20 protein-coding genes are annotated in these 19,541 nt (G+C 41.5%); 5 read left to right on the top strand and 15 right to left on the bottom strand.

Translation table 11 applies throughout. The features are described 5' to 3' along the window. Window positions 1-304 precede the first annotated feature (304 nt). Window positions 305-583, top strand: a complete 279-nt coding sequence (locus tag ABEQ24_RS03860; protein ID WP_430005542.1) for a YtzH-like family protein — start codon at window positions 305-307, stop codon at window positions 581-583. Here ABEQ24_RS03860 and ABEQ24_RS03855 read toward each other — a convergent pair. From ABEQ24_RS03855 to thpR, 7 genes are all read right to left on the bottom strand, one after another. After that, a complete protein-coding gene (locus ABEQ24_RS03855; protein WP_430005541.1) occupies window positions 580-1,374 on the bottom strand; it encodes a phosphotransferase in 795 nt (264 codons plus the stop codon). The genes ABEQ24_RS03860 and ABEQ24_RS03855 overlap by 4 nt on opposite strands. Window positions 1,375-1,576: 202 nt before the next feature. Beyond that, window positions 1,577-3,715 (bottom strand): type I pullulanase, encoded by a 2,139-nt coding sequence (gene pulA / locus ABEQ24_RS03850; protein WP_430005540.1) that lies wholly within the window; start codon window positions 3,713-3,715, stop codon window positions 1,577-1,579. Window positions 3,716-3,786: 71 nt separating this feature from the next. Next, entirely contained in the window at window positions 3,787-4,707 is a 921-nt protein-coding gene (locus tag ABEQ24_RS03845; protein ID WP_430005539.1) for a diacylglycerol/lipid kinase family protein, read from the bottom strand. A gap of 125 nt (window positions 4,708-4,832) precedes the next feature. Continuing rightward, complete coding sequence (locus ABEQ24_RS03840; protein ID WP_430005538.1) at window positions 4,833-5,774, bottom strand: NERD domain-containing protein; 942 nt, start codon at window positions 5,772-5,774, stop codon at window positions 4,833-4,835. A gap of 14 nt (window positions 5,775-5,788) precedes the next feature. Then, on the bottom strand, window positions 5,789-6,478 hold the full coding sequence (locus ABEQ24_RS03835; protein ID WP_430005537.1) for an LrgB family protein: 690 nt from the start codon (window positions 6,476-6,478) through the stop codon (window positions 5,789-5,791). After that, window positions 6,478-6,855 (bottom strand): CidA/LrgA family holin-like protein, encoded by a 378-nt coding sequence (locus ABEQ24_RS03830; protein ID WP_430005536.1) that lies wholly within the window; start codon window positions 6,853-6,855, stop codon window positions 6,478-6,480. The genes ABEQ24_RS03835 and ABEQ24_RS03830 overlap by 1 nt, the downstream gene beginning before the upstream one ends. Window positions 6,856-6,908: 53 nt before the next feature. After that, window positions 6,909-7,460: an RNA 2',3'-cyclic phosphodiesterase gene (thpR, locus tag ABEQ24_RS03825; RefSeq protein WP_430005535.1), complete on the bottom strand. Its 552-nt coding sequence runs from the start codon at window positions 7,458-7,460 to the stop codon at window positions 6,909-6,911. Window positions 7,461-7,622: 162 nt separating this feature from the next. Between thpR and cysK the strand changes: the two genes are divergently transcribed. Next, entirely contained in the window at window positions 7,623-8,555 is a 933-nt protein-coding gene (gene cysK, locus ABEQ24_RS03820) for a cysteine synthase A (protein ID WP_430005534.1), read from the top strand. A gap of 228 nt (window positions 8,556-8,783) precedes the next feature. On the opposite strand, the gene ABEQ24_RS03815 is transcribed toward cysK, so the two are convergent. Next, window positions 8,784-9,962 carry an MFS transporter gene (locus tag ABEQ24_RS03815; RefSeq protein WP_430005533.1) on the bottom strand — a complete coding sequence of 393 codons (1,179 nt, stop codon included), beginning with the start codon at window positions 9,960-9,962 and terminating at the stop codon, window positions 8,784-8,786. Window positions 9,963-10,163: 201 nt separating this feature from the next. Continuing rightward, complete coding sequence (gene pepV, locus ABEQ24_RS03810; protein ID WP_430005532.1) at window positions 10,164-11,558, bottom strand: dipeptidase PepV; 1,395 nt, start codon at window positions 11,556-11,558, stop codon at window positions 10,164-10,166. Between the two features lie 188 nt (window positions 11,559-11,746). On the opposite strand from pepV, the gene ABEQ24_RS03805 reads away from it, so the two are divergent. Together ABEQ24_RS03805 and ABEQ24_RS03800 are read left to right on the top strand one after the other, a co-directional pair. Continuing rightward, on the top strand, window positions 11,747-13,048 hold the full coding sequence (locus ABEQ24_RS03805; protein ID WP_430005531.1) for an NCS2 family permease: 1,302 nt from the start codon (window positions 11,747-11,749) through the stop codon (window positions 13,046-13,048). Window positions 13,049-13,356: 308 nt separating this feature from the next. Then, complete coding sequence (locus ABEQ24_RS03800; protein WP_430005530.1) at window positions 13,357-13,581, top strand: DeoR family transcriptional regulator; 225 nt, start codon at window positions 13,357-13,359, stop codon at window positions 13,579-13,581. Window positions 13,582-13,676: 95 nt separating this feature from the next. Here ABEQ24_RS03800 and ABEQ24_RS03795 read toward each other — a convergent pair whose 3' ends face one another. Continuing rightward, window positions 13,677-14,402, bottom strand: coding sequence for a pseudouridine synthase (locus tag ABEQ24_RS03795; RefSeq protein ID WP_430005529.1), 726 nt, complete (start codon window positions 14,400-14,402; stop codon window positions 13,677-13,679). A 438-nt stretch (window positions 14,403-14,840) separates the two neighbouring features. After that, window positions 14,841-16,463 (bottom strand): putative polysaccharide biosynthesis protein, encoded by a 1,623-nt coding sequence (locus ABEQ24_RS03790; RefSeq protein ID WP_430005528.1) that lies wholly within the window; start codon window positions 16,461-16,463, stop codon window positions 14,841-14,843. Between the two features lie 172 nt (window positions 16,464-16,635). Between ABEQ24_RS03790 and ABEQ24_RS03785 the strand changes: the two genes are divergently transcribed. Further along, window positions 16,636-17,913, top strand: coding sequence for an NAD(P)/FAD-dependent oxidoreductase (locus ABEQ24_RS03785; protein WP_430005527.1), 1,278 nt, complete (start codon window positions 16,636-16,638; stop codon window positions 17,911-17,913). Between the two features lie 13 nt (window positions 17,914-17,926). Here ABEQ24_RS03785 and ABEQ24_RS03780 read toward each other — a convergent pair whose 3' ends face one another. From ABEQ24_RS03780 to ABEQ24_RS03765, 4 genes are all read right to left on the bottom strand, one after another. After that, on the bottom strand, window positions 17,927-18,109 hold the full coding sequence (locus ABEQ24_RS03780; protein ID WP_070876571.1) for a sporulation protein Cse60: 183 nt from the start codon (window positions 18,107-18,109) through the stop codon (window positions 17,927-17,929). Then, window positions 18,110-18,349, bottom strand: a complete 240-nt coding sequence (locus ABEQ24_RS03775) for a DUF2553 family protein (protein ID WP_133313465.1) — start codon at window positions 18,347-18,349, stop codon at window positions 18,110-18,112. A 320-nt stretch (window positions 18,350-18,669) separates the two neighbouring features. Next, window positions 18,670-18,984: a rhodanese-like domain-containing protein gene (locus ABEQ24_RS03770; protein WP_430005526.1), complete on the bottom strand. Its 315-nt coding sequence runs from the start codon at window positions 18,982-18,984 to the stop codon at window positions 18,670-18,672. Window positions 18,985-19,314: 330 nt separating this feature from the next. Continuing rightward, entirely contained in the window at window positions 19,315-19,440 is a 126-nt protein-coding gene (locus ABEQ24_RS03765; RefSeq protein WP_430005525.1) for a hypothetical protein, read from the bottom strand. Window positions 19,441-19,541 lie beyond the last annotated feature (101 nt).

Below are 19,541 nucleotides of genomic sequence, written 5' to 3'. Positions count from 1 at the left end.
GCCATAAAAGATATCATGAAATAGAAGGGTGTGCAAGAGGAATTCCATGTAAAAATGTGTATTTTAATGCAGGTCTATAATAGCAGATCAAGGGTTTATCGGCACAAATCAAAGTTCTGCCGAAGAAAATGAAGTTTATATAAGTATAAATCGCTGTGGCTCTCTTTTCCTAACGGCTGATTTAAGCGGATTTCACTTCGCGAAAAAATGACCAGGCCCGGCGGGAACTGGTCATTTTTTATTCAGAATGAAATGGCTGCTTCCTGCACAAATTAAGACAAGAATCTGTAAAGGAGTGTTTGCCGTGCCGCTAGAATATCAGCATCAAGTTGAATTATTAAAGGATATATTGACTGAACATCAAAGCGACTGCTGCGGAACAGTTGCAGAATGTGAACAGCTGGAGCGCGTCATCAAATCTCTGATGGTAAACTCAAACATTCATCAGGATTTAAAAAACGTCCTGCAAAATATTTATTCATACAGTCAGGACGGAAAAAATTCTCCAGAGCTGAATTCCTATATAACATCTCAGCAAAATGTTCTTACACAATGGATTGATGATATTGATACATTTTCTTAATTTAACTTCGAGATCATTTGCCGAAGGTAGTTATGCCACTCATTCGTTTCCTTTTCGTTGTGTTTCGCCCGATACCAAAGGGTGTAGGTAATCGTTTGCGCAAGCACATACCAGTACATTCTTGCACGCAGCTGATCGGTCATTTTCAGGCCATACGTGGACAGCCAGCTTTCCCAGTCTTTTTCGTCTATATACCAGTATAAAAGCATCCCGATATCGATCGCAGGGTCAGCAATCAAAGCTCCGTCCCAGTCAATCAAATATAGCTGTTCATCCTTGGACAGCAGCCAATTATTATGATTCACATCACAATGGCAGACCACTTTATCTTCGCAGTCCACATAAGGCAGATTGGACTCCAGATAATGAAGCGCCTGGATCACTTCTGGGAGATAAAAGTTTTCAAACTCAACCGTTTGCTTTAAATCCTCTAAAATAATTGAAGGAGTAAGCGGTTGCTTTCCCAGACGTTTCAGCATATCCAGCAGCTCTTTAGAATGATGGATTTTATGCAGCAGTTCCGCAACATTTTCGCCATTCATATCGTTTGGCTTCAGTTCACGGCCGCTTAGCCAGTGCTGTGCTGTTATCACATCGCCATTTTCGAGCCTCTTTGTCCATACCAGCTTAGGAACAATTCCTTCAGCAGACAGAACGGCCAAGAATGGAGAACTATTTCGTTTTAAGAACAATTTTTGCCCTTCTCGCTGTGCATAATATGCATCGCCTGTTGCTCCGCCAGCAGGAGATAGCTCCCACTCGCTTCCTAGTAGTTGTTCCAACCAGTTCACCTTCAATTTCAACCCAACATTTCATTTATAAGTTTGGAATAGGGAAAGCAAAAGGCAGTCTCAGCCTGTTTGCTTCACCCTTTATTTTTTCATTAAGTCAATTAAAAAAGACAGCTATTCAAAGATTAAAAATCAGGTACCGATAGCTATCCTTTTAAATTTTATCGTTTCTTAGCAATTTTAGTCAAGAAAAACCGAAAACCTACTTTTGGAATAAGACAAAAGTCCCTATCTCTTTCACCTCAAATGATTCACTTATAAGCTTGGCTTGGTTGCCTTCAATTTCTTTGATATATGGACCTGAAGCAAGCACCCATTGACCTTCTCCCGGCAGCGTAATCCTCTTTCCGTTTTTATGGGAGCAATGAATAACCGCTATTCTGCTCCATGGACCATATGAACCTACATCGTTTAAGCAGTATGCGTAAATGCCGCCCTCATTCATAAAAATCTGATAATGCCCGCTTATTTCCTCTGTGGTGTTAAGTCTGAACGCACCATGAGATTTCCGCAGAGAAATAAGGTGCTGAATGTATTTGATATCTTCTGAGTGATGTTCTCTTTCATCCCAGTCCAGCTGATTGATCTCATCAGGCGAGTTATAGCTGTTCTCCACACCCTGCTTTGTGCGGTAGAACTCTTGGCCGCTATGAAGAAATGGAATTCCCTGTGCAAGAATGACCATGCTGCAAGCAAGCTTCTGCCTCAGCCGTCTATCTTCAATCGGATCATTCGGAAGACACAAATTCATTTTATCCCATAGTGTATGGTTATCATGTGATTCTACATAATTGATTGATTGTGCGGGACTCTTAAAATGGGCAATTGAACCGCTCATGATTTTTGCCAGCATTTCCGGATTTCCGGAATCACCTAGAATGAATCCCCTGTCCTGTACTTCAAAAGTGCTTCCTTTAATGTTGTCTCTGAACTGATCATTAAAAAATGCGATACCCGGCATTTTTGCGGCATTAGCAATAATTGCTTTTTTTTCAAATGCAAGCGGGGTAAGCAAATCCCATCCTTCACCTAAAATAAGAATATCAGGCTTTAACCGCTTACAAACTTCATTCACCATGTTCATAGTATGAATATCCAAAATCCCCATTAAATCAAAGCGAAAACCATCTATATCGTATTCCTTCAGCCAAAAAATGATTGAATCCACAATGAATTTTCCGGCCATTTTCATTTCTGATGCAAAATCATTGCCTACTCCCGTTCCATTTGAAGGAAGTCCATTATGGTCATGCCGAAAATAATATCCCGGAACAATCTTCTCAAATGATGAGTTTTCCCTGATGTAAACATGGTTGTAAACCACATCCATAATGACTCTAATACCTTGTGCATGAATAGATTGAATGGCCGCCTTTAACTCCCTTATTCTTGAGTAAGGATCTTCCGGATCAGATGAGTAGCTGCCTTCAGGCGCATTAAAATGGATGGGGTTATAGCCCCAATTGTAATGCTCCAAAACATTCTGCTCATTAACGCCTTCGAAATCATTGAAAGGGAGCAGTTCCAAATGGGTTATCCCAAGTTCCTTCAAATAAGAAATGCCTGAAGACATGCCCATTCGAGTTTTTGTATCAGCTTCTGTGAATGCTGCATATTTTCCTTTTTGGCTGTTTCCGCTGTTTGGATGGATGGTAAAATCACGTATATGCGCTTCATAAATAATTGCGTCTGTTAATTGCGCAAGGGGAGCAGGAGCATATTTCTCAACCGCTGTCCGGTCAAAATCTGCAATGACTCCGTAAACGCCATTCATAGATACCGCTTTTGCATAGGGATCTACTGCTTCATTCCAGATTAAATTCACACACACAAGATAAGTGTAGAAAACGCTGTCAAAATTACCATTCAATGTGATCGACCAAACCCCGCTGTCCTCGCGCTTCAGCAGGAGTGTTTCCTCACGCTGTTCGCTTGGAAACAGCAATTTCACCTGAACATCCGTCGCTGTAGGAGCCCAAAGTTTCAATGTGACAGAATCTTTGCTGAAACGCACGCCCAGGTCATCGCCGTTATAATAAAAATGTTCATCAAAAGCTTTTGTCCGAATAACTGCTCCTATTTGCAGATCTGTTTTCGTACCCTGTTCATCACATACTTCATACAATTTTCCAAAAGGTTTTATAGAAGAATCCAGTCTGCATTGATATTTCACTCTGTTTTCTATATCCTGCTTTCGCTCGCATTGAAGCTTCAGCCTGGTTTCGCCGTCAAGAAGAAAAAATGTCTTATTGTCAGTGTCCTGCATCTCTTTTGGGATAAGGATTGTAATTAAATTCATTTCATCAAGGTATGCATGATATAAACGTTGTACCGATAACATTTTAGTCACCTGCCTGCAAAAGTTGTTTCATCACATCAGTATACCCATAGTGACACAACTTGATATTAGAGTTACGTATAATACTTTATGCTTTTAGGGCTCAATGTGACTGTAACCGGTGTTTCGCCTATGTATTCTCCGTCAGCATGTATCATAAGCGGAGCAGCTCCGGCAATTTTTATTTTCCTTGCCGTAAACATATGAACTTCTTTTAAACGTGTGTGCTGTCCTGCAAAAACGAGACCAAAGAGCAACAGCAGCTTTAATCTTGATAAATTATGCACAACGATGAGATCTAGTACACCGTCATCTGGTTTTGCAGCTGGTGAAATTTTCATTCCTCCCCCATAAAAAGGGTGATTGCTGACTGCTGCAAGCCAGACATTTTCAAATACATATTCCGTGTCATCAACAGTCAAAGCTACGGTGCCCGGCTTGTAATTAAAAAGCCCTTTCAGCAGGGCAGCTATATAAATAAAAGAACCTGCCCGGAATTTATTCAGCCATTTCTTTAATTCCATTTCATTTGAAAGCTTTGCAACATAAGCATCAAATCCTGCGCCCATGCTGTTTACAAAGAAACGGTTCATCTGCCCCGTATGATATTGGCCGAGATCAAAGCTGTTTACTTGCCTTTGAAGCCTGCGAAAAATCGAGGCGTGGTCTTTTGACGAAAGGTTGTATCCTCTCTTAAAGTCATTGCCGGATCCGGCTGGAATAAATCCGATTTGCACAGAATGGAAGTCACTCAGCCCATTTACAATTTCATGGATTGTCCCGTCCCCGCCTATTCCAATAACTGTCTTCAGGTGATAATCCTGTATCGTCGCGATTTGCCTGGCCAGTATTTCAGCATGACCTGAATATTCAGTTAAAAAAGAACGATAGTCTGCATGATTGCGTTCAAGTTCAGCTTTTACCTTTTTCCAAACACGTAATGATCTGCCATTCCCTGCAAGAGGGTTAATGATAAAGTATATGCTGTTTTTCATTCTTAGCTCCATTATCTTCTTTAATTCCTTGAATATCTCTGGAGATATTCCCAGTCAAGTAAAATTATAGCTTTTTTTAAGGAGACTGTATGTATGAAACGCAAAAAAATACGCCTAAAGGCGCATTAATCGTTTCTGCGGAAAGAATCAATCAAGCATTGTGACAAAAGAATTTCAGCAGCTTTCAGCTGATCATGCTTAATCGGAGTTGAAGAATCTCTGTAAGTTTGAAACCATTGGCTGAAATTCCGCTTGTCTGCAATTGTTATGTCGAATGGCGCCTGGGGGAACTCAATGAATCCGTTTTTGCACACCAGCACCTTTTTTATATCAAGTTTGATATTTCTTTCTTTGAGTAATTGCTTTACGATTGTTCCAGTCCGATTCAGACTGATTAATGGAGATAGCTGTTTTTTTTCATCATCTCCCGGATTCACTATCCAGAAGCGTTCAGATGAACCTTCAAAAACATCGTGCTGTTCCCCTTCCAGATAATGTATACAAACGATTTCTCTCGGGCTAATTAATAGTGGGTCAAGCGAAATGGATGTATTTTTCATTTTGAAGACAGGATAATACATGATAAGATGCTGATCAGGCAATTTCTGAAGAAGTTCATGCAGCCTATCATCTTCGTAGAATGATGTATCTGCATAAGATTTTTCACGGATAGTAGACGTTGCCCATTTCATTTGGAACATAAAGATGTGATTCATAAATTTGACTTTCAGCTCTTCCATTGAACGGGGAACAGAGTTGAAAATCAATTCTATTGTATCTGATGGCTGATCTGAAGCCGGGATGGTCAAATCGTAAGACACGGTTTCTTCTTTCTTCCCGAATTTATTTCTCACTTTACTTAAGAAATTCTCTTTTTCCTCTATTCCTTCTGCCTCATCTATTGTCTCCGTTTGCCGGCTTATAAAGCGCTGAAACTCGTTATTTTCATATGCCAGCTTGATCATTTGCCATTGCTGTTTTTTTAAGCGCAGAAATTGGCTTTGGTAGCGGTATATATCCATTTCATAACGAGATATGCAGGAATGGATCTTGATTAATTGAGCCAACTTTTTTCAACTCCTCAAAGCAAATTTAATATAAATGGTGCGAGCAGCGGGCAAATAATCGCTGTAAAAATGGCGCATAAAGTCATTGAAATCGAGCTGATGGCACCTTCAAGCTCACCAAGCTCCAGTGCTCTGGCCGTCCCGGTTCCATGTGAGGCCGCACCAAGTCCAATTCCTTTTGCTACTGAATGATGAATGCCAAAAAGCTGCAGCAAAGAGGGCCCAAACATGGCACCTGAGACCCCTGCGATGACTACATATACGACAGCAATCGCCGGTATGCCTCCGATTATGTCTGCAATATCCATTGCAACCGGATTTGTCACTGATTTTGGCGCAAGAGATAAAATCAGCTCTTCATCCACATGAAAAATTCCTGCAAGAAGCGTTCCGCTGCCTATGCCAATGATGCTTCCTGCAAAAACACTTCCAAGAATCGCAAGAGCATATTTTTTCAGAATCCTCCGGCTTTCATATAAAGGATAAGCCAAAGCCACAACCGCAGGACCAAGCAGCCCGTCAATCCATTTGCCGCCTTTCATGTATTCTGCGTAATCCGTTCCGCTACCCAACAAAAGAAGAATGATAAAAAAAGTGCACGTAGCTATAGGTACAAGAAAAGGATGCGGATACTTCTTATAGAGCTCCCTCATGGCTGCATAAACAACAATCGTTAAAGTTATGAACAATACTGCTAAAAACATTAGACTTCTCCTCTTTTTTCTGACACGTCCGAATTCATAAGCCTCTGACCGATGGCAGCGGACGAAATCATAACCAGCGCTGTACTGAACAGTGCGACAAGCGCACTGATGATTCCTTTCCCGCTGAACAAATCAAAATGATCGATTAATCCGACTGTAGCCGGTATAAAAAGCAGTGATAAATGACTTAACAGCATAGAACTTCCTGCTTTTAAAAGCGGCAGCCTGATGATCTTTAAAGAAAGGCAGAAAAACAGAAGAAACATGCCGATGATGCTCCCGGGCATAGACAGCTGCAAACTCTGCTGTATAAAGACTCCAGCCAGGTAAAAAAAATACAAACAAGCAATTTGAATTACTATTTTCATCCATTTCATCGTTATCCCTGCTTTACGTTTGTTGATACACAGGATGACAGGCAAACCTTATTTCAGCGCAGCGTCACGTTGTGTATAGAATGATATTTAGGCACTTCAGCAAGCTTTGTCTCGAAAAGGTCAACAGCCCTCACTTTAAAGCTCAGCTTTTCAGGTGAAGGAATGAGCTGTTTTAAGAAATCTTTTTCTGAGATCCATTTCCTTGCAACTGTAATATGAGGAGCAAACGGACGCTCGTCCAGTTTAAAACCAGCAGTCTGACATACCTGATAAACCTCCCTGCGAAGCTCTGCAAGTTTTTTTGATTCCTCTATTCCCAGCCATAAAATCCTTGGAGACTGCGGTCTCCCGAATGTCTGAAATTCAGTTATCTGCAGATTGAAGGAATGATAGCCTGCAAGGTTATTCACAAGCTCCTGCTTCACCTGATTTAATTGATTTTCAGATGATGGATGCCCTAAAAAAGCCAGTGTAAGGTGATAATCCAGGGGGTGGACCCAAGATTTAAACTGTTTTTCTTCCCTCAAAAGGGACGTTTGATTATAAATAGATTCCGCAATTGCTTCCTCAAGTGAAATCCCTATAAAAAAATGTGTCATTGTCATTTTTCAGACTCCTGTTCTTAATTGGTTTCAGAAATTAGCCAAGAGCGCAAAAGTTACTTAAGTTTTCATTTTATCAAAAATACAGGCAAGAATATAATCAAGCGCTTTGGATGGCTGCTGAAAAAATATATGCTATCATATCAAATAAAGGAGCTGAGAGAAATGCGTGTAGTTGAAAATATAGCAGATTTAATTGGCAGCACTCCCTTATTAAAATTAAATCGGCTGAACCCTGAAAACGGAGCGGACGTCTATTTGAAGCTTGAGTTTTTCAATCCGAGCGGAAGTGTAAAAGACAGAGCCGCATTAAATATGATCATTGAGGCTGAAAAACAAGGTCTTTTAAATAAGAACTCCACGATTATTGAGCCGACTTCAGGCAATACCGGCATCGGGCTTGCAATGAACGCCGCAGCGAGAGGCTATAAAGCCATTCTCGTTATGCCCGATACAATGACACAGGAACGAATTAATCTATTAAAAGCCTACGGCGCTAAAGTCGTATTGACGCCAGGCGATGAGAAAATGCCGGGTGCCATCAATAAAGCGAACGAACTGGCAAAAGAAATCCCGGACAGCTTTGTTCCAATGCAGTTTGATAATGAAGCTAATTCAGATGCACACCGCAAATCCACAGCGCCTGAAATCATTGGTGCAATGGACAAGCTTGGCAAAAAACTGTCCGCATTTGTGGCGACTGCCGGTACAGGCGGAACCATTACAGGAACTGGCGAAAGGCTGAAAGAGCATTATCCTGACCTTACAGTTCACGTTGTTGAACCAGCAGGATCTCCTGTCCTGTCGGGCGGGAAACCCGGCAAGCATAAGCTTGTAGGAACCAGTCCGGGATTCATCCCTGAAATTCTGAATCAAAGCGTTTATGATGAAATTTTCAAAATTAAAGATGACGAGGCATACAACATTACTCGCCGCCTTGCCGCAGAAGAGGGCATATTGGTCGGCCCTTCATCAGGCGCTGCCTGTTTTGCTGCGCTCGAAGTAGCAAAACGCCTCACTCCTGATGATGTCGTCATATGCATCGCCTGCGACACCGGTGAGCGCTACTTATCAAGTGATTTATTTCTTCAGGAATAACGAAAAGCGGAATCGCCCGGTTAGGTCCGACAGACAGATAAGAAATCACCCGAAAAGTCCGGGTTTGACTTTTTGGGGGATTTTGTTCTGGCCGAGGACCTGGGCGATGGAGCTAGACAATCCGAAAAGCGGAATCGCCCGTTTAAGTCCGACAGACAGATAAGAAATCACAATCCTGCCCAATTCACTTTTATCATTTCCTAAGCAATAGAAAGAGCTGCCCGGCACTTAAACCGGAGCAGCTTTTCTCATTCTTATATTCATGATAGCTAAAACAAGGAATGCGATGGATGAGAGGATTCCAAAAAACAAATACACATAAAGAATCGAAAAACCTTCTAAGATCAATCCTCCGAAAAAAGTGCAAAACCAGTTTCCGAGACCATTTCCAACAGATGAATAAAGGGAAATGGCTGTCGCCCCAACAGAAATCGGCGCAAGATCTCTCACATACTGAAGGGCTGCCGGAATAAACAAGCCGACAGAAAATCCTTGAGCGATTGTCGTCACATAAACGACTCCAAGCGGTGGCTCAAAAAAGTACAAAAACCATCTGATGCAAGAAATAAAAGTTGCCATCATGAGAATGTTCATCATCCCAAGTCTATTGATCCAGCTGCTTGCGAACTTCATAAAAGGTGCTTCACTGCCTGCAGCAAGAAGAAAGGCTATGCCAATTCCAGTCAGTCCCCCTCCAAGCTCCGCCACAAAAATTCCAAAATATATATTGTTCGCTAAGATTGGTCCGAGCACCAGAAAAGCAACGAATAAAAACATGAAATACCTTGGCACATTCGCAAGCTCTTTTATTCCTTCCCTGATGCTGATTTGCATTGTTTTATTTTCATTAGGAAGCTGATAGGCGAAAAACACCGCAATAAATAAAATAAGGGCAAACGCATAGAAGATCATGCTTAATGAAAAAAGCTCGGCAAGCTGTCCGACAGCCATAACAGCAACCGCAAATCCAACCGCTCCCCAAAGCCGGATCGAACCGTACTCCGTTTTCGTTTTTTGAACGTAATTCATTGAAATGCTGTCTGATAAAGGAATCAGCGCACTTTGTACAATCGCAAGGAGCAAAGCGATGGCAATCATCCAAAAATATGTATCAATCATTGAAAAAACAAGTCCAAATATCCCTGCAATCGCAAGTGAAATTGTTAATAAAACAGTTGGTTTTTGCGTTATATCACTTAAAATTCCCCATAAAGGCTGGATTAAAATCATGACAACAGGACTGATGCTCATGATCATGCCAATCTGGCTTCCAGAAAGCCCTGCACTGTCTTTAAGATAAACCGGAAGCAGCGGAAACAGCGAACCGAAAGCAAAAAACACTAAAAAATAAAATGAATAAAAATGAACTCTCGTTGTACGATGCTCTCTTTGCAATGAATAGTCCAAAACAGCAGCCTTCTTTCTTTCATGTTCCTTCTTCAGGTCCAACTATAAAACAGGATTTAGAACACATAACCTTATCTAACAAATTATTGATAAAGCAGGAGTTCCTAAAAGAGAACTCCCCGAAAAACCGCCCTCTGGTAACAGAGAGCGGCCAAAAAGCTTCTTCAACCATCCTACCACAACAGGATGAATTCGTTAACATTATTTTGCCAATTCATAAATAGCTTGTGCATATATGGCAGTAGCTTTAAGCAAATCATCAATGATGACATATTCATCTTTTTGATGAGCAACATCAGGTCTGCCCGGGAACATCGGTCCAAATGCCACACCAGCCTTCAGAGAACGGGCATATGTTCCGCCTCCAATTGCAATCAGTTCAGCACGGTCACCTGTCTGATCCTCATATACCTTTTTCAGAGTTTGAATCAATTCATGTTCAGCATCAACATAATGAGGCTTTGAATCACTAAAAGATGCCAGCTGAAACTCGGTGATTGATTTTAGTCCTTCAGAAATCCTTTCAAGATCACCTGTTACAGGATAGCGGATATTCACACCCAGCTCACCTGATTTTTCACTGTCGTACGAAATGATGCCAAGATTAACAGTCAGCGGACCGCTCACTTCATCCTCACATTGAATGCCAAGCTTCTCACCGCTTGTGTCATTGCTGAAGAAGGCAACAATTTGTCTGATAAATCCTTTTCCGTTATGATCCAATTCTTCATCTGCAAGGAAGAGGGAAAGCAGAAGTCCCGCATTCTTGCCGGTGTGCGGCAAGCTCCCATGCGCTGAAACACCCTCAGCTTTAAGGGTAAGCACTCCATTTTCTTCAGAAGCGCTGCCTGTAATTTCATATTGATTTAAGTACTTGTTATATTTTTCTTTAAGCCCCTCTGCATCTTCAGACTGAATCAGAGCTTCTGCATGATCCGGAACCATATTAAAGCGCCTTCCTGATTGAAAAGAAAGAAGTTTTGTTCCGGCTTTGCCGCTTAGTGTTTTATCAAAGTAGTATGTAAGCTTTGCATCGATAATTCCCTTTTCGGCATTAATAATCGGAAAATCTGCATCAGGTGCAAAGCCTAGTGCAGGCATTTCCTCATGTTTAAAATAGTGATCTACACATCCCCAGTCACTTTCTTCATCTGTTCCAAGAATCATGCGGACTCTTTTGTTCATTGGCAGTCCAAGGTCTTTTACAATCTTCATCGCATAATAAGCGGCCATCGTCGGTCCCTTATCATCAATAGCTCCGCGGGCAAAGATTTTCCCGTCTCTTATCTCCGCACCAAAAGGGTCGCTGCTCCATCCGTCACCTTCTGGCACAACATCGACGTGACACAGAATGCCGACGATCTCATCCCCTTGGCCCATTTCCAGGTGCCCAGCATAGCCATCAAGATTCTTGGAAATAAATCCGTCTTTTTCTCCTTTTTCAAGCATATGAGTCAAAGCTTCATTAATTCCTTTTCCAAATGGAGCTCCTTCTTTGACTGTTTTTTTATCAAGCAAACTTTTAATGCGCAAAAATTCTTGTGTGTCTTTAATAAAATCTTCTTTTCTGCTTAAAACTTCCTGCATCCAATCCATATTCAAAACCCCTTTTCATATTTATTTCAATAGGTCCTTACCTAGTAAGATACCAAAGGATACGGACATAAGAAAGCTTCAATAGGAGAAACTAAAAGAAGCATAAAAAGAATAACTCTTGCAATTCACCTTAAAAACGAATATTATTATAAATGTTTTGTAAAAACGTTCGTTAATTGGAGGCTCTCATGTTTAAATTAAAAGAAAATCAAACGACAGTGCGCACAGAAACGTTGGCAGGTCTTACAACGTTTTTAACTATGGTTTACATTGTCGTCGTTAATCCTATTATCCTTGCAGACGCTGGTGTCCCTTTTGACCAGGTGTTTACAGCAACGATTATCGCTGCTGTCGTCGGTACGTTATGGATGGCACTTGCAGCGAATTATCCGATTGCCATCGCCCCAGGCATGGGACTGAATGCATATTTTGCTTATTCCGTTGTCGGTGGCCACCAGGTCAGTTACCAGATTGCATTTGCTTCCGTATTTGTAGCCGGTATTCTATTTCTAATTTTATCTTTAACTCCGTTCCGGAAAAAATTGATTGAGGCTATTCCAGCTAACTTAAAATATGGAATTACCGCCGGAATCGGTCTTTTTATCGCCTTTATCGGTTTGCGTTTAACCGGAATTGTAACAGATCATCCGGAAAACCTTGTAACGCTTGGAGATTTAACTTCTCCGCCTGTCATGCTGGCACTTGCCGGTCTTGCTGTTACACTCGTATTAATGAGTTTGAATGTACATGGCGCCCTCTTTTTCGGGATGATCATTACTGGCATTATCGCTTTCTTTACTGGTGAACTTTCTTTTAAAGAAGGATTTGTTTCTATGCCGAGCCTGCCGGAAGGATTTATTATCCTGAATCCTGCGGAAGCAATAGGACAAGTGATTCAGCATGGACTTTATGCCGTGGTATTTTCTTTTCTGCTTGTTACAATCTTTGATACAACGGGCACGATGATTGGTGTTGCACAGCAGGCCGGGTTAATGAAGGGCAATGAACTGCCGAATGCTCGCAAAGCTCTTTTAGCCGATTCTGCAGCAACTACTGTAGGAGCCATGTTTGGAACAAGTCCTACGACAGCCTATATTGAATCCTCTGCAGGAGTAGCAGCCGGCGGCCGAACAGGGCTTACTACATTAACAGTTGCTGTGCTCTTCGGATTAACAGCGTTCTTCAGCCCTCTTGTCGGCGCCGTATCCGGAATTGCCGCAATCACCGCTCCAGCCTTAATTATTGTTGGAAGCTTAATGATGGGCAATATTGCAAAGATTAACTGGAATGAAATTGATGAAGCATTCCCGGCGTTTCTCGTTATCATCAGCATGCCGCTTACATCAAGCATTGCAACAGGTATTGCACTTGGATTCATTTCATACCCCCTTATGAAAATAGCAAAGGGAAAATGGAAAGAAGTTCATCTGTTTGTCTATATTTTTGCTGTTTTATTCTTTATACAGCTTGTTTTCCTTGGGGGACATTAATAATATTGAGAAAAAGCATCCATACTAAAATATGGGTGCTTTTTCTATCCAAACATAAAAATGTCATACTATTCAGAATTAACTACATATAGTAAAATATGATATATACGTTTTAACTTTATGTCATTAGATTAAAACTATGTAAAAATTTTGTTAATTCGAGCATTTCACTAGTATGAAGCTGTCGAAATCGTGTAAAATATTGTTGTAGCGTTCATAATGTAAATAAGTACAGTAACATCTGCAGTAGGGGACATCGTAGGTTGTAGTAGGCTATGCCGTACGATCAAATGATAAGGAGTGGTTTTTTGAAACCTTCAACAAACCGTATGCTAACTCGTATCAAATCTGTCTACATGTTTATCCATGATAGAGGTACTGTGACAACTCAGCAGCTTGTCGACGAATTTGGTATTACACCACGAACCATTCAAAGAGATTTAAATGTGTTAGCGTATAATGACCTGGTTCGGAGCCCAAGCCGAGGCAAATGGACAATTACACAGAAGAAGGTTAGAAAAATGTCTTCTTAATGAAGAGACTGAACAATGGAAAACCGAAACGTTTTGTATACATAAAAAACCAGCCAAGAAGGCTGGTTTTTTTCTGATTGTTTAACTGGTTATGTTTATAATTCAACTGCTTTAGCATTTTGCAGGGCTTCCACTTCTTCATCTGTAAGCTCGCGGTACTCGCCTAATGCCAAATTTTCATCAAGCAAAAGCGGTCCCATGCTGATTCTTTTTAAGTAGGTTACTTTTTTTCCGACAGCTTCAAACATTCGTTTTACCTGATGAAATTTGCCCTCTGTGATGGTTATGTTTATTTCCGACTTCTCATCTGCTGAAAGAATGACAAGGGATGCAGGTTTTGTTACATATCCATCATCAAGCTCTACACCTTGTTTAAACGCTGCTGCATCCTCTTCAGTCACATTGCCGAGAATTTTTGCATAATACGTTTTGGGTACATGTTTTTTGGGAGACAGCAGCTGATGTGACAGCTGGCCATCATTCGTAAGCAGCAGAAGCCCCTCCGTATCTTTATCAAGGCGCCCTACCGGAAACGGCTTGTAAACCGCGTCTTCCATTTCCAGCAGGTCAATAACGGTTTCCTGAACAGAATCCTCTGTAGCCGAGAGATAGCCGCCCGGCTTATTCAGCATCAAATAAACATGCTCCTTATACTCTACTGTCTCTCCATGTACAGTAATCAATTGCGCTGCAGGATCGACATGCGTCTTAGCATCTTTAATACTGACTCCATCAGCTTTTACTGCACCTGTTTTTAACAGCTGTTTGACTTCTTTTCGGCTGCCGTAGCCGATATTTGATAAAAGTTTATCTATTCTCATTAAGATCCTCCTACTAAGAAAAGCGCAAGCGCCCGTTTAGCTCTGGCCGAGAAGCCTGCGTTTCCGCTCGCCATCGAAGCGCAAAATTTAATACTTTGTTATCTTTTAAAAAGACTGATTTCGTATAGATTGTTATTATTGATTACCCTTTATAAATTTGTTTATTGTGAAGTAAAGTAGAATCAAATGCACGCTATGTTTCCACGATTTTAGTTTTTGCGCAGAAAAGTGGAATCAACCGCATGCTATGTTTCCACCATTTTAGTTTTTGCGCAGAAAAGTGGAATCAACCGCATGCTATGTTTCCACCATTTTAGTTTTTGCACTGAAAAGTGGAATCAACCGCAAGTCAAGCTCCTTCCGCTGCACCACTTATGATTATACCTTCTAGCCAAAGCAACAATCCTTAAGAAAAGAGCCTTTAAAAAAGAAGGCTGTTTATTCAGCAGCCTTCTTCTTTCGATTTAAAAATGAAAAACGATTTCCAAGAAGTTTTTCAAGCAAGTGTGAACGGTGGGCAGCATACAAATAGGCTGCCGCTCCCAGACCTATTGAAATCAGCAGAATCATAACCGATTGCAGCTTGCCATCAGCATAATCTATAAAAATGGACAAAATAGATTGAGATACAGAAACTACAAGCGCCATAAAGGCTGTGAGTATCGCTATAAAAACGGTCCGTTTAAATAGAAGTTTAAAGGAATATCCAGCGTGACGGTGAATCATGGCAAAGCTGTATATGATAGATGCACCAAATCCGAATGCAGTCGCCAATATCGAACCGAGGCCCTGAAAAGCTTCAATCATCGGTGCATTTACAGCAATCTTAATGATCAAACCGAATGCAAGTGAAATGACTGCAAGCTTCTGCTTATTAATTCCTTGAAGTACAGCCGCAGTAACAGTGAAAAATGAAAAAAGAAGGGCTACGGGAGCAAACCATCTGAGAAGACCAGGCCCATCCGGGTCATTTTCATAAAACACCATATATGCAGGCTCAGCAAGGATCATCAGGCCGACAATCGCTGGCAGTGTCAGAAAAATGATAATCTGAAATGCCTGGTCAATCTGCCGGTTTACAAGCGTCATGTTATTATTCGTGAATGACTTGGTAATGGTTGGAACAAGTGTAAGCCCAAAAGCTGTTGCAAGTGAAACAGGAATCATTACAAGTTTAGGCAAGTATAAAGTGACAATTGAAAAAATGTCCGTTGAAATTTCTTCAAATCCGCCTGCAACCATTGCCTTATTAAAGGTATTTGTATCGATGTACGTATATAAAGGGATAGCAAGTCCTACAAAAACAAATGGGCCTGCATAGGAGAAAAGCTCCTTAAACATCCGGCCGGCCGGCATGTCAGCAGACGGTACAGCATTTTCCCTCAATGCCTCAAGTGTATGTTTTCGTTTTTGCCAATAAATAAACAAAATCAGCAGTCCGCCTATTGCTCCCACAAATGCAGCAAAGGTAGAATACCCGACAGCAGTGACAAGTGTTCCGTTAAATACTTTTAACACAAGGTAGGTTGATGCGAGCAAAAAAGCAATCCTTACAATTTGTTCAATGACTTGAGATACAGCAGTCGGTCCCATAGACTGATGACCTTGGAAGAATCCCCTGATTAAGCTCATGATTGGAACAACAATCAGTGCAAGACTGACCATTCGAATAACCAGAACGGCATCATCTATCGTGGTATTTCCAAGTTCTCTCTGACCAAGCGAGCTTTCAGCTAAAAAAGGAGCCATAAAGTAAAGAATGGCAAAAGCTAAAACTCCCGTTCCAAACATAACGGAAATGCCGACTCTGAACATTTTCCTGCTGGTCGCGTAATCTCCGATGGAATTATATTTGGAGACAAATTTTGATACCGCCTGGGGAAAACCCATTGTCGCAATTCCAAGGAATACGGCATACTGTGCATATCCTATTTGATATAATGCACCGCCGTCTTTTCCGACAAGCGCGTAAAACGGGATAATGTAAATCATCCCTAATATTCTCGAAATATATGTGCCGAGCGTTAAAACTAACGTCCCTCTTAATAATTTATTCGACATTTATGAAATCACCAATTTCTCTCTGAAGATTCAACTTTTCTATTTTAACACAATAAACTCCCATAACAATAATGTTTGTGCACGGCTCATCCGGCCGTATTTTGATTTCTTCCTGATTCAGCTATAATAAGATAGGAAATAAGGTTTATAGAAAGAAAAAGGTTGTGAGCAAATGAAATATGATGTTGTCATTATCGGAGGCGGACCTTCTGGTTTGATGGCGGCAATTGCTGCCGGAGAACAAGGTGCTGATGTACTCCTTCTGGATAAAGGAAATAAGCTTGGAAGAAAGCTCGCAATTTCAGGCGGCGGACGCTGCAATGTAACGAACCGGCTGCCAATCGATGAAATTGTCAAGCATATCCCTGGAAATGGACGTTTTTTATATAGTGCTTTTTCAGAATTCAGCAATGAAGATATCATTCGTTTTTTTGAAAAGCTTGGCATACAGCTTAAAGAAGAAGATCACGGCAGGATGTTTCCTGTAACAGATAAGGCCCAATCTGTTGTAGATGCGCTGCTTAATCAGCTGAAAAAACTTCATGTGACGATCCGGACAAATGAACCTGTTGAAACAGTGGATTACAAAGAAGGAAAAACTGCGGGAGTTCTTTTAAAGAATGGAGAATACATCAGCACAAACGCTGTGGTCATTGCAGTTGGCGGCAAAAGTGTACCCCACACAGGAAGCACCGGGGATGGCTATGCATGGGCTGAAAAAGCCGGTCATACCATTACAGAGCTTTTTCCTACAGAAGTGCCGATTACTTCTAATGAACCATTCATTCAGGAAAAAACATTGCAGGGTCTGTCGCTCAGAAATGTTGCATTAAGTGTTCAGAACCCTAAAGGCAAAGTTATCAAGACCCACCAAATGGACATGATCTTCACCCACTTTGGCATCTCAGGCCCTGCTGTCCTGCGCTGCAGTCAGTATGTGGTAAAAGCAATGAAAAAGTTTAATACAACTTCCATTCCAATGAGCATTGATTCTTTTCCAGATGTACATGCAGAGGAATTGTTCCAGCAAACAGTCAAGCTGTTAAAAGCAGAACCTAAAAAGGCCGTTAAAAATGGATTAAAAGGTTTTCTGTCTGAACGTTATCTTCATTTTTTATTGGAGCGGAACGGAATTGATCAGCAAGTGACGTTTGCGAACTTATCTATGGAGAAATTGCGCGGCTTTACCCAAGACTGCAAGCAGTTCGAGTTTAACGTACATGGAACCTTGTCCATTGATAAAGCTTTCGTGACTGGCGGAGGTGTATCTGTAAAAGAAATACACCCAAAACAAATGGCTTCAAAATTGATGAATGGCCTCTATTTTTGCGGAGAAATCCTTGATATCCATGGATATACAGGAGGATACAACATTACATCTGCGCTCGTTACAGGCAGGCTCGCCGGCAAAAATGCCGCAGAATATGTAAAGGAAGCGGCTATCCTGTAGCTGCTTCCTTTTTTTAAGTTCTGTATAAAACTAACGCTGAAAAACAATAAAGCTGCTCGCCATCTTCATTGCAGGCAGCTGCCACGTTATACTTTATATCCACAAGCTGTTCGTCTGAGATTGATTTTAAAAAGTGGTTAATTTCACGTTCAAGATCTTTTTCATGCTCCTTATCAAAAACGGCTACCTTGTACATTTAACACCATCCCATATCATACCCCTCTGCATATTGCTGCTGAAGCTCGCAATTTCGTTCATAAATCCGGTAAAACCTGTCCTCTTCCACTACAAATCCGCTTTCTAATTCATATTCCCGTCCCTCAGAAGTTATGACAAGCTTCCCGATATACTCCTTTCCAATGTACAATTCCATGAAATCCCCATGGAGCCTTGCAAGCACCCGGTCCGTTACATCAAGCTTGTGATATTCAGACATATCACATCCCTCCTTATTTTATTGTATTTTGGCGGAGCTAAGTTTATGATAGCGTTTTCATTTATGGAGTGATGAACAAACTTATCCGTCTACTGGGAGTATTATGGAAAAAAGAAAGTATTTTCTCCAGTCCGGAAAGTATTTCTCCGGTTTTCGCCAGTAAAGAAGCTATTCCGGCAAGTAAAAATACGAATCTGGCAAGTAACCTATAAGATTACGCTAAAAATTGGCGGCTCACTATCCAGAAACGGGTTCTAACAATCTTTCGCTCAACAAATGACAAAAAAAATCCCTGTTCTAAACAGGGACCTTCTTTATCTTTATCCTAATTCACTTTTGCGTTTTACATCGCCCTTCCAGTCAAGCATGCCGCCGGCCATATTTGTAACCTTATAGCCTTGGTCCTCAAGGTATGCGCAGACATTTCCGCTGCGTCCGCCTGAGCGGCAGATGATGATATATTCTTTTTCTTTATCAAATGCATCGAGCTTTTCCGGAATTTCTCCCATTCGAATGTGTTTCGCTTCTGGAATCATGCCTTCTTCTACTTCGTCATCCTCGCGCACATCTACAAGATTCAATGTTTCGCCGCTTTTAAGTTTCTTATGTAATGCTTCTGTCGAAATTTCTTTCATTTAGATTACTCCCTTTCACTAACAGATGTGTATATTATACCAAAGCAGCCTGAGGTCATACCAGTTTAAGACATCTATGCCGCGTTAACAGAAAAAAGCAGGCACTGCCCATCAGCGCCTGCTTTTGTTTTTCTAATTGTCCAGATCCGCTGTCAAACTGCTCGGTCAGAACAAATTCGACTGAGCTAAGCGGTCGGTTCCGCCATTCTTATTGTCCAGCTCCACCTCATAGCCCCTCGGCCAGAACGGTTCCGCCAGCAAAGGCAAAAAGCGCCTTTTCTGCATAATCCTTATTTGCCTGCCAGAGCTGAACAGCCGGTTCCGCTTTTCTCATTGTCCAGCTCCACCTCCTAGCCCCTCGGCCAGAACGGCTCCGCCAGCAAAGGCAAAAAGCGCCTTTACTGGCGGAGCCTTATCTGTCTGTCGGGTCTGAACAGTCGGTTCTGCTTTTCTCATTGTCCAGCTTCACCTCCTAGCCCCTCGGCCAGAACAGTCGGTTCCGCTTTTCTTATTGTCCAGCTCCACCTCCTAACTCCTCGGTCAGAACGGATTCGGCA

The organism is Metabacillus idriensis, from assembly GCF_050483325.1.
GTDB lineage: Bacteria > Bacillota > Bacilli > Bacillales > Bacillaceae > Bacillus_P > Bacillus_P idriensis_A.
Note: the sequence above shows the minus strand (reverse complement) of the source record. Positions and strands in the feature narration are given on the sequence as shown.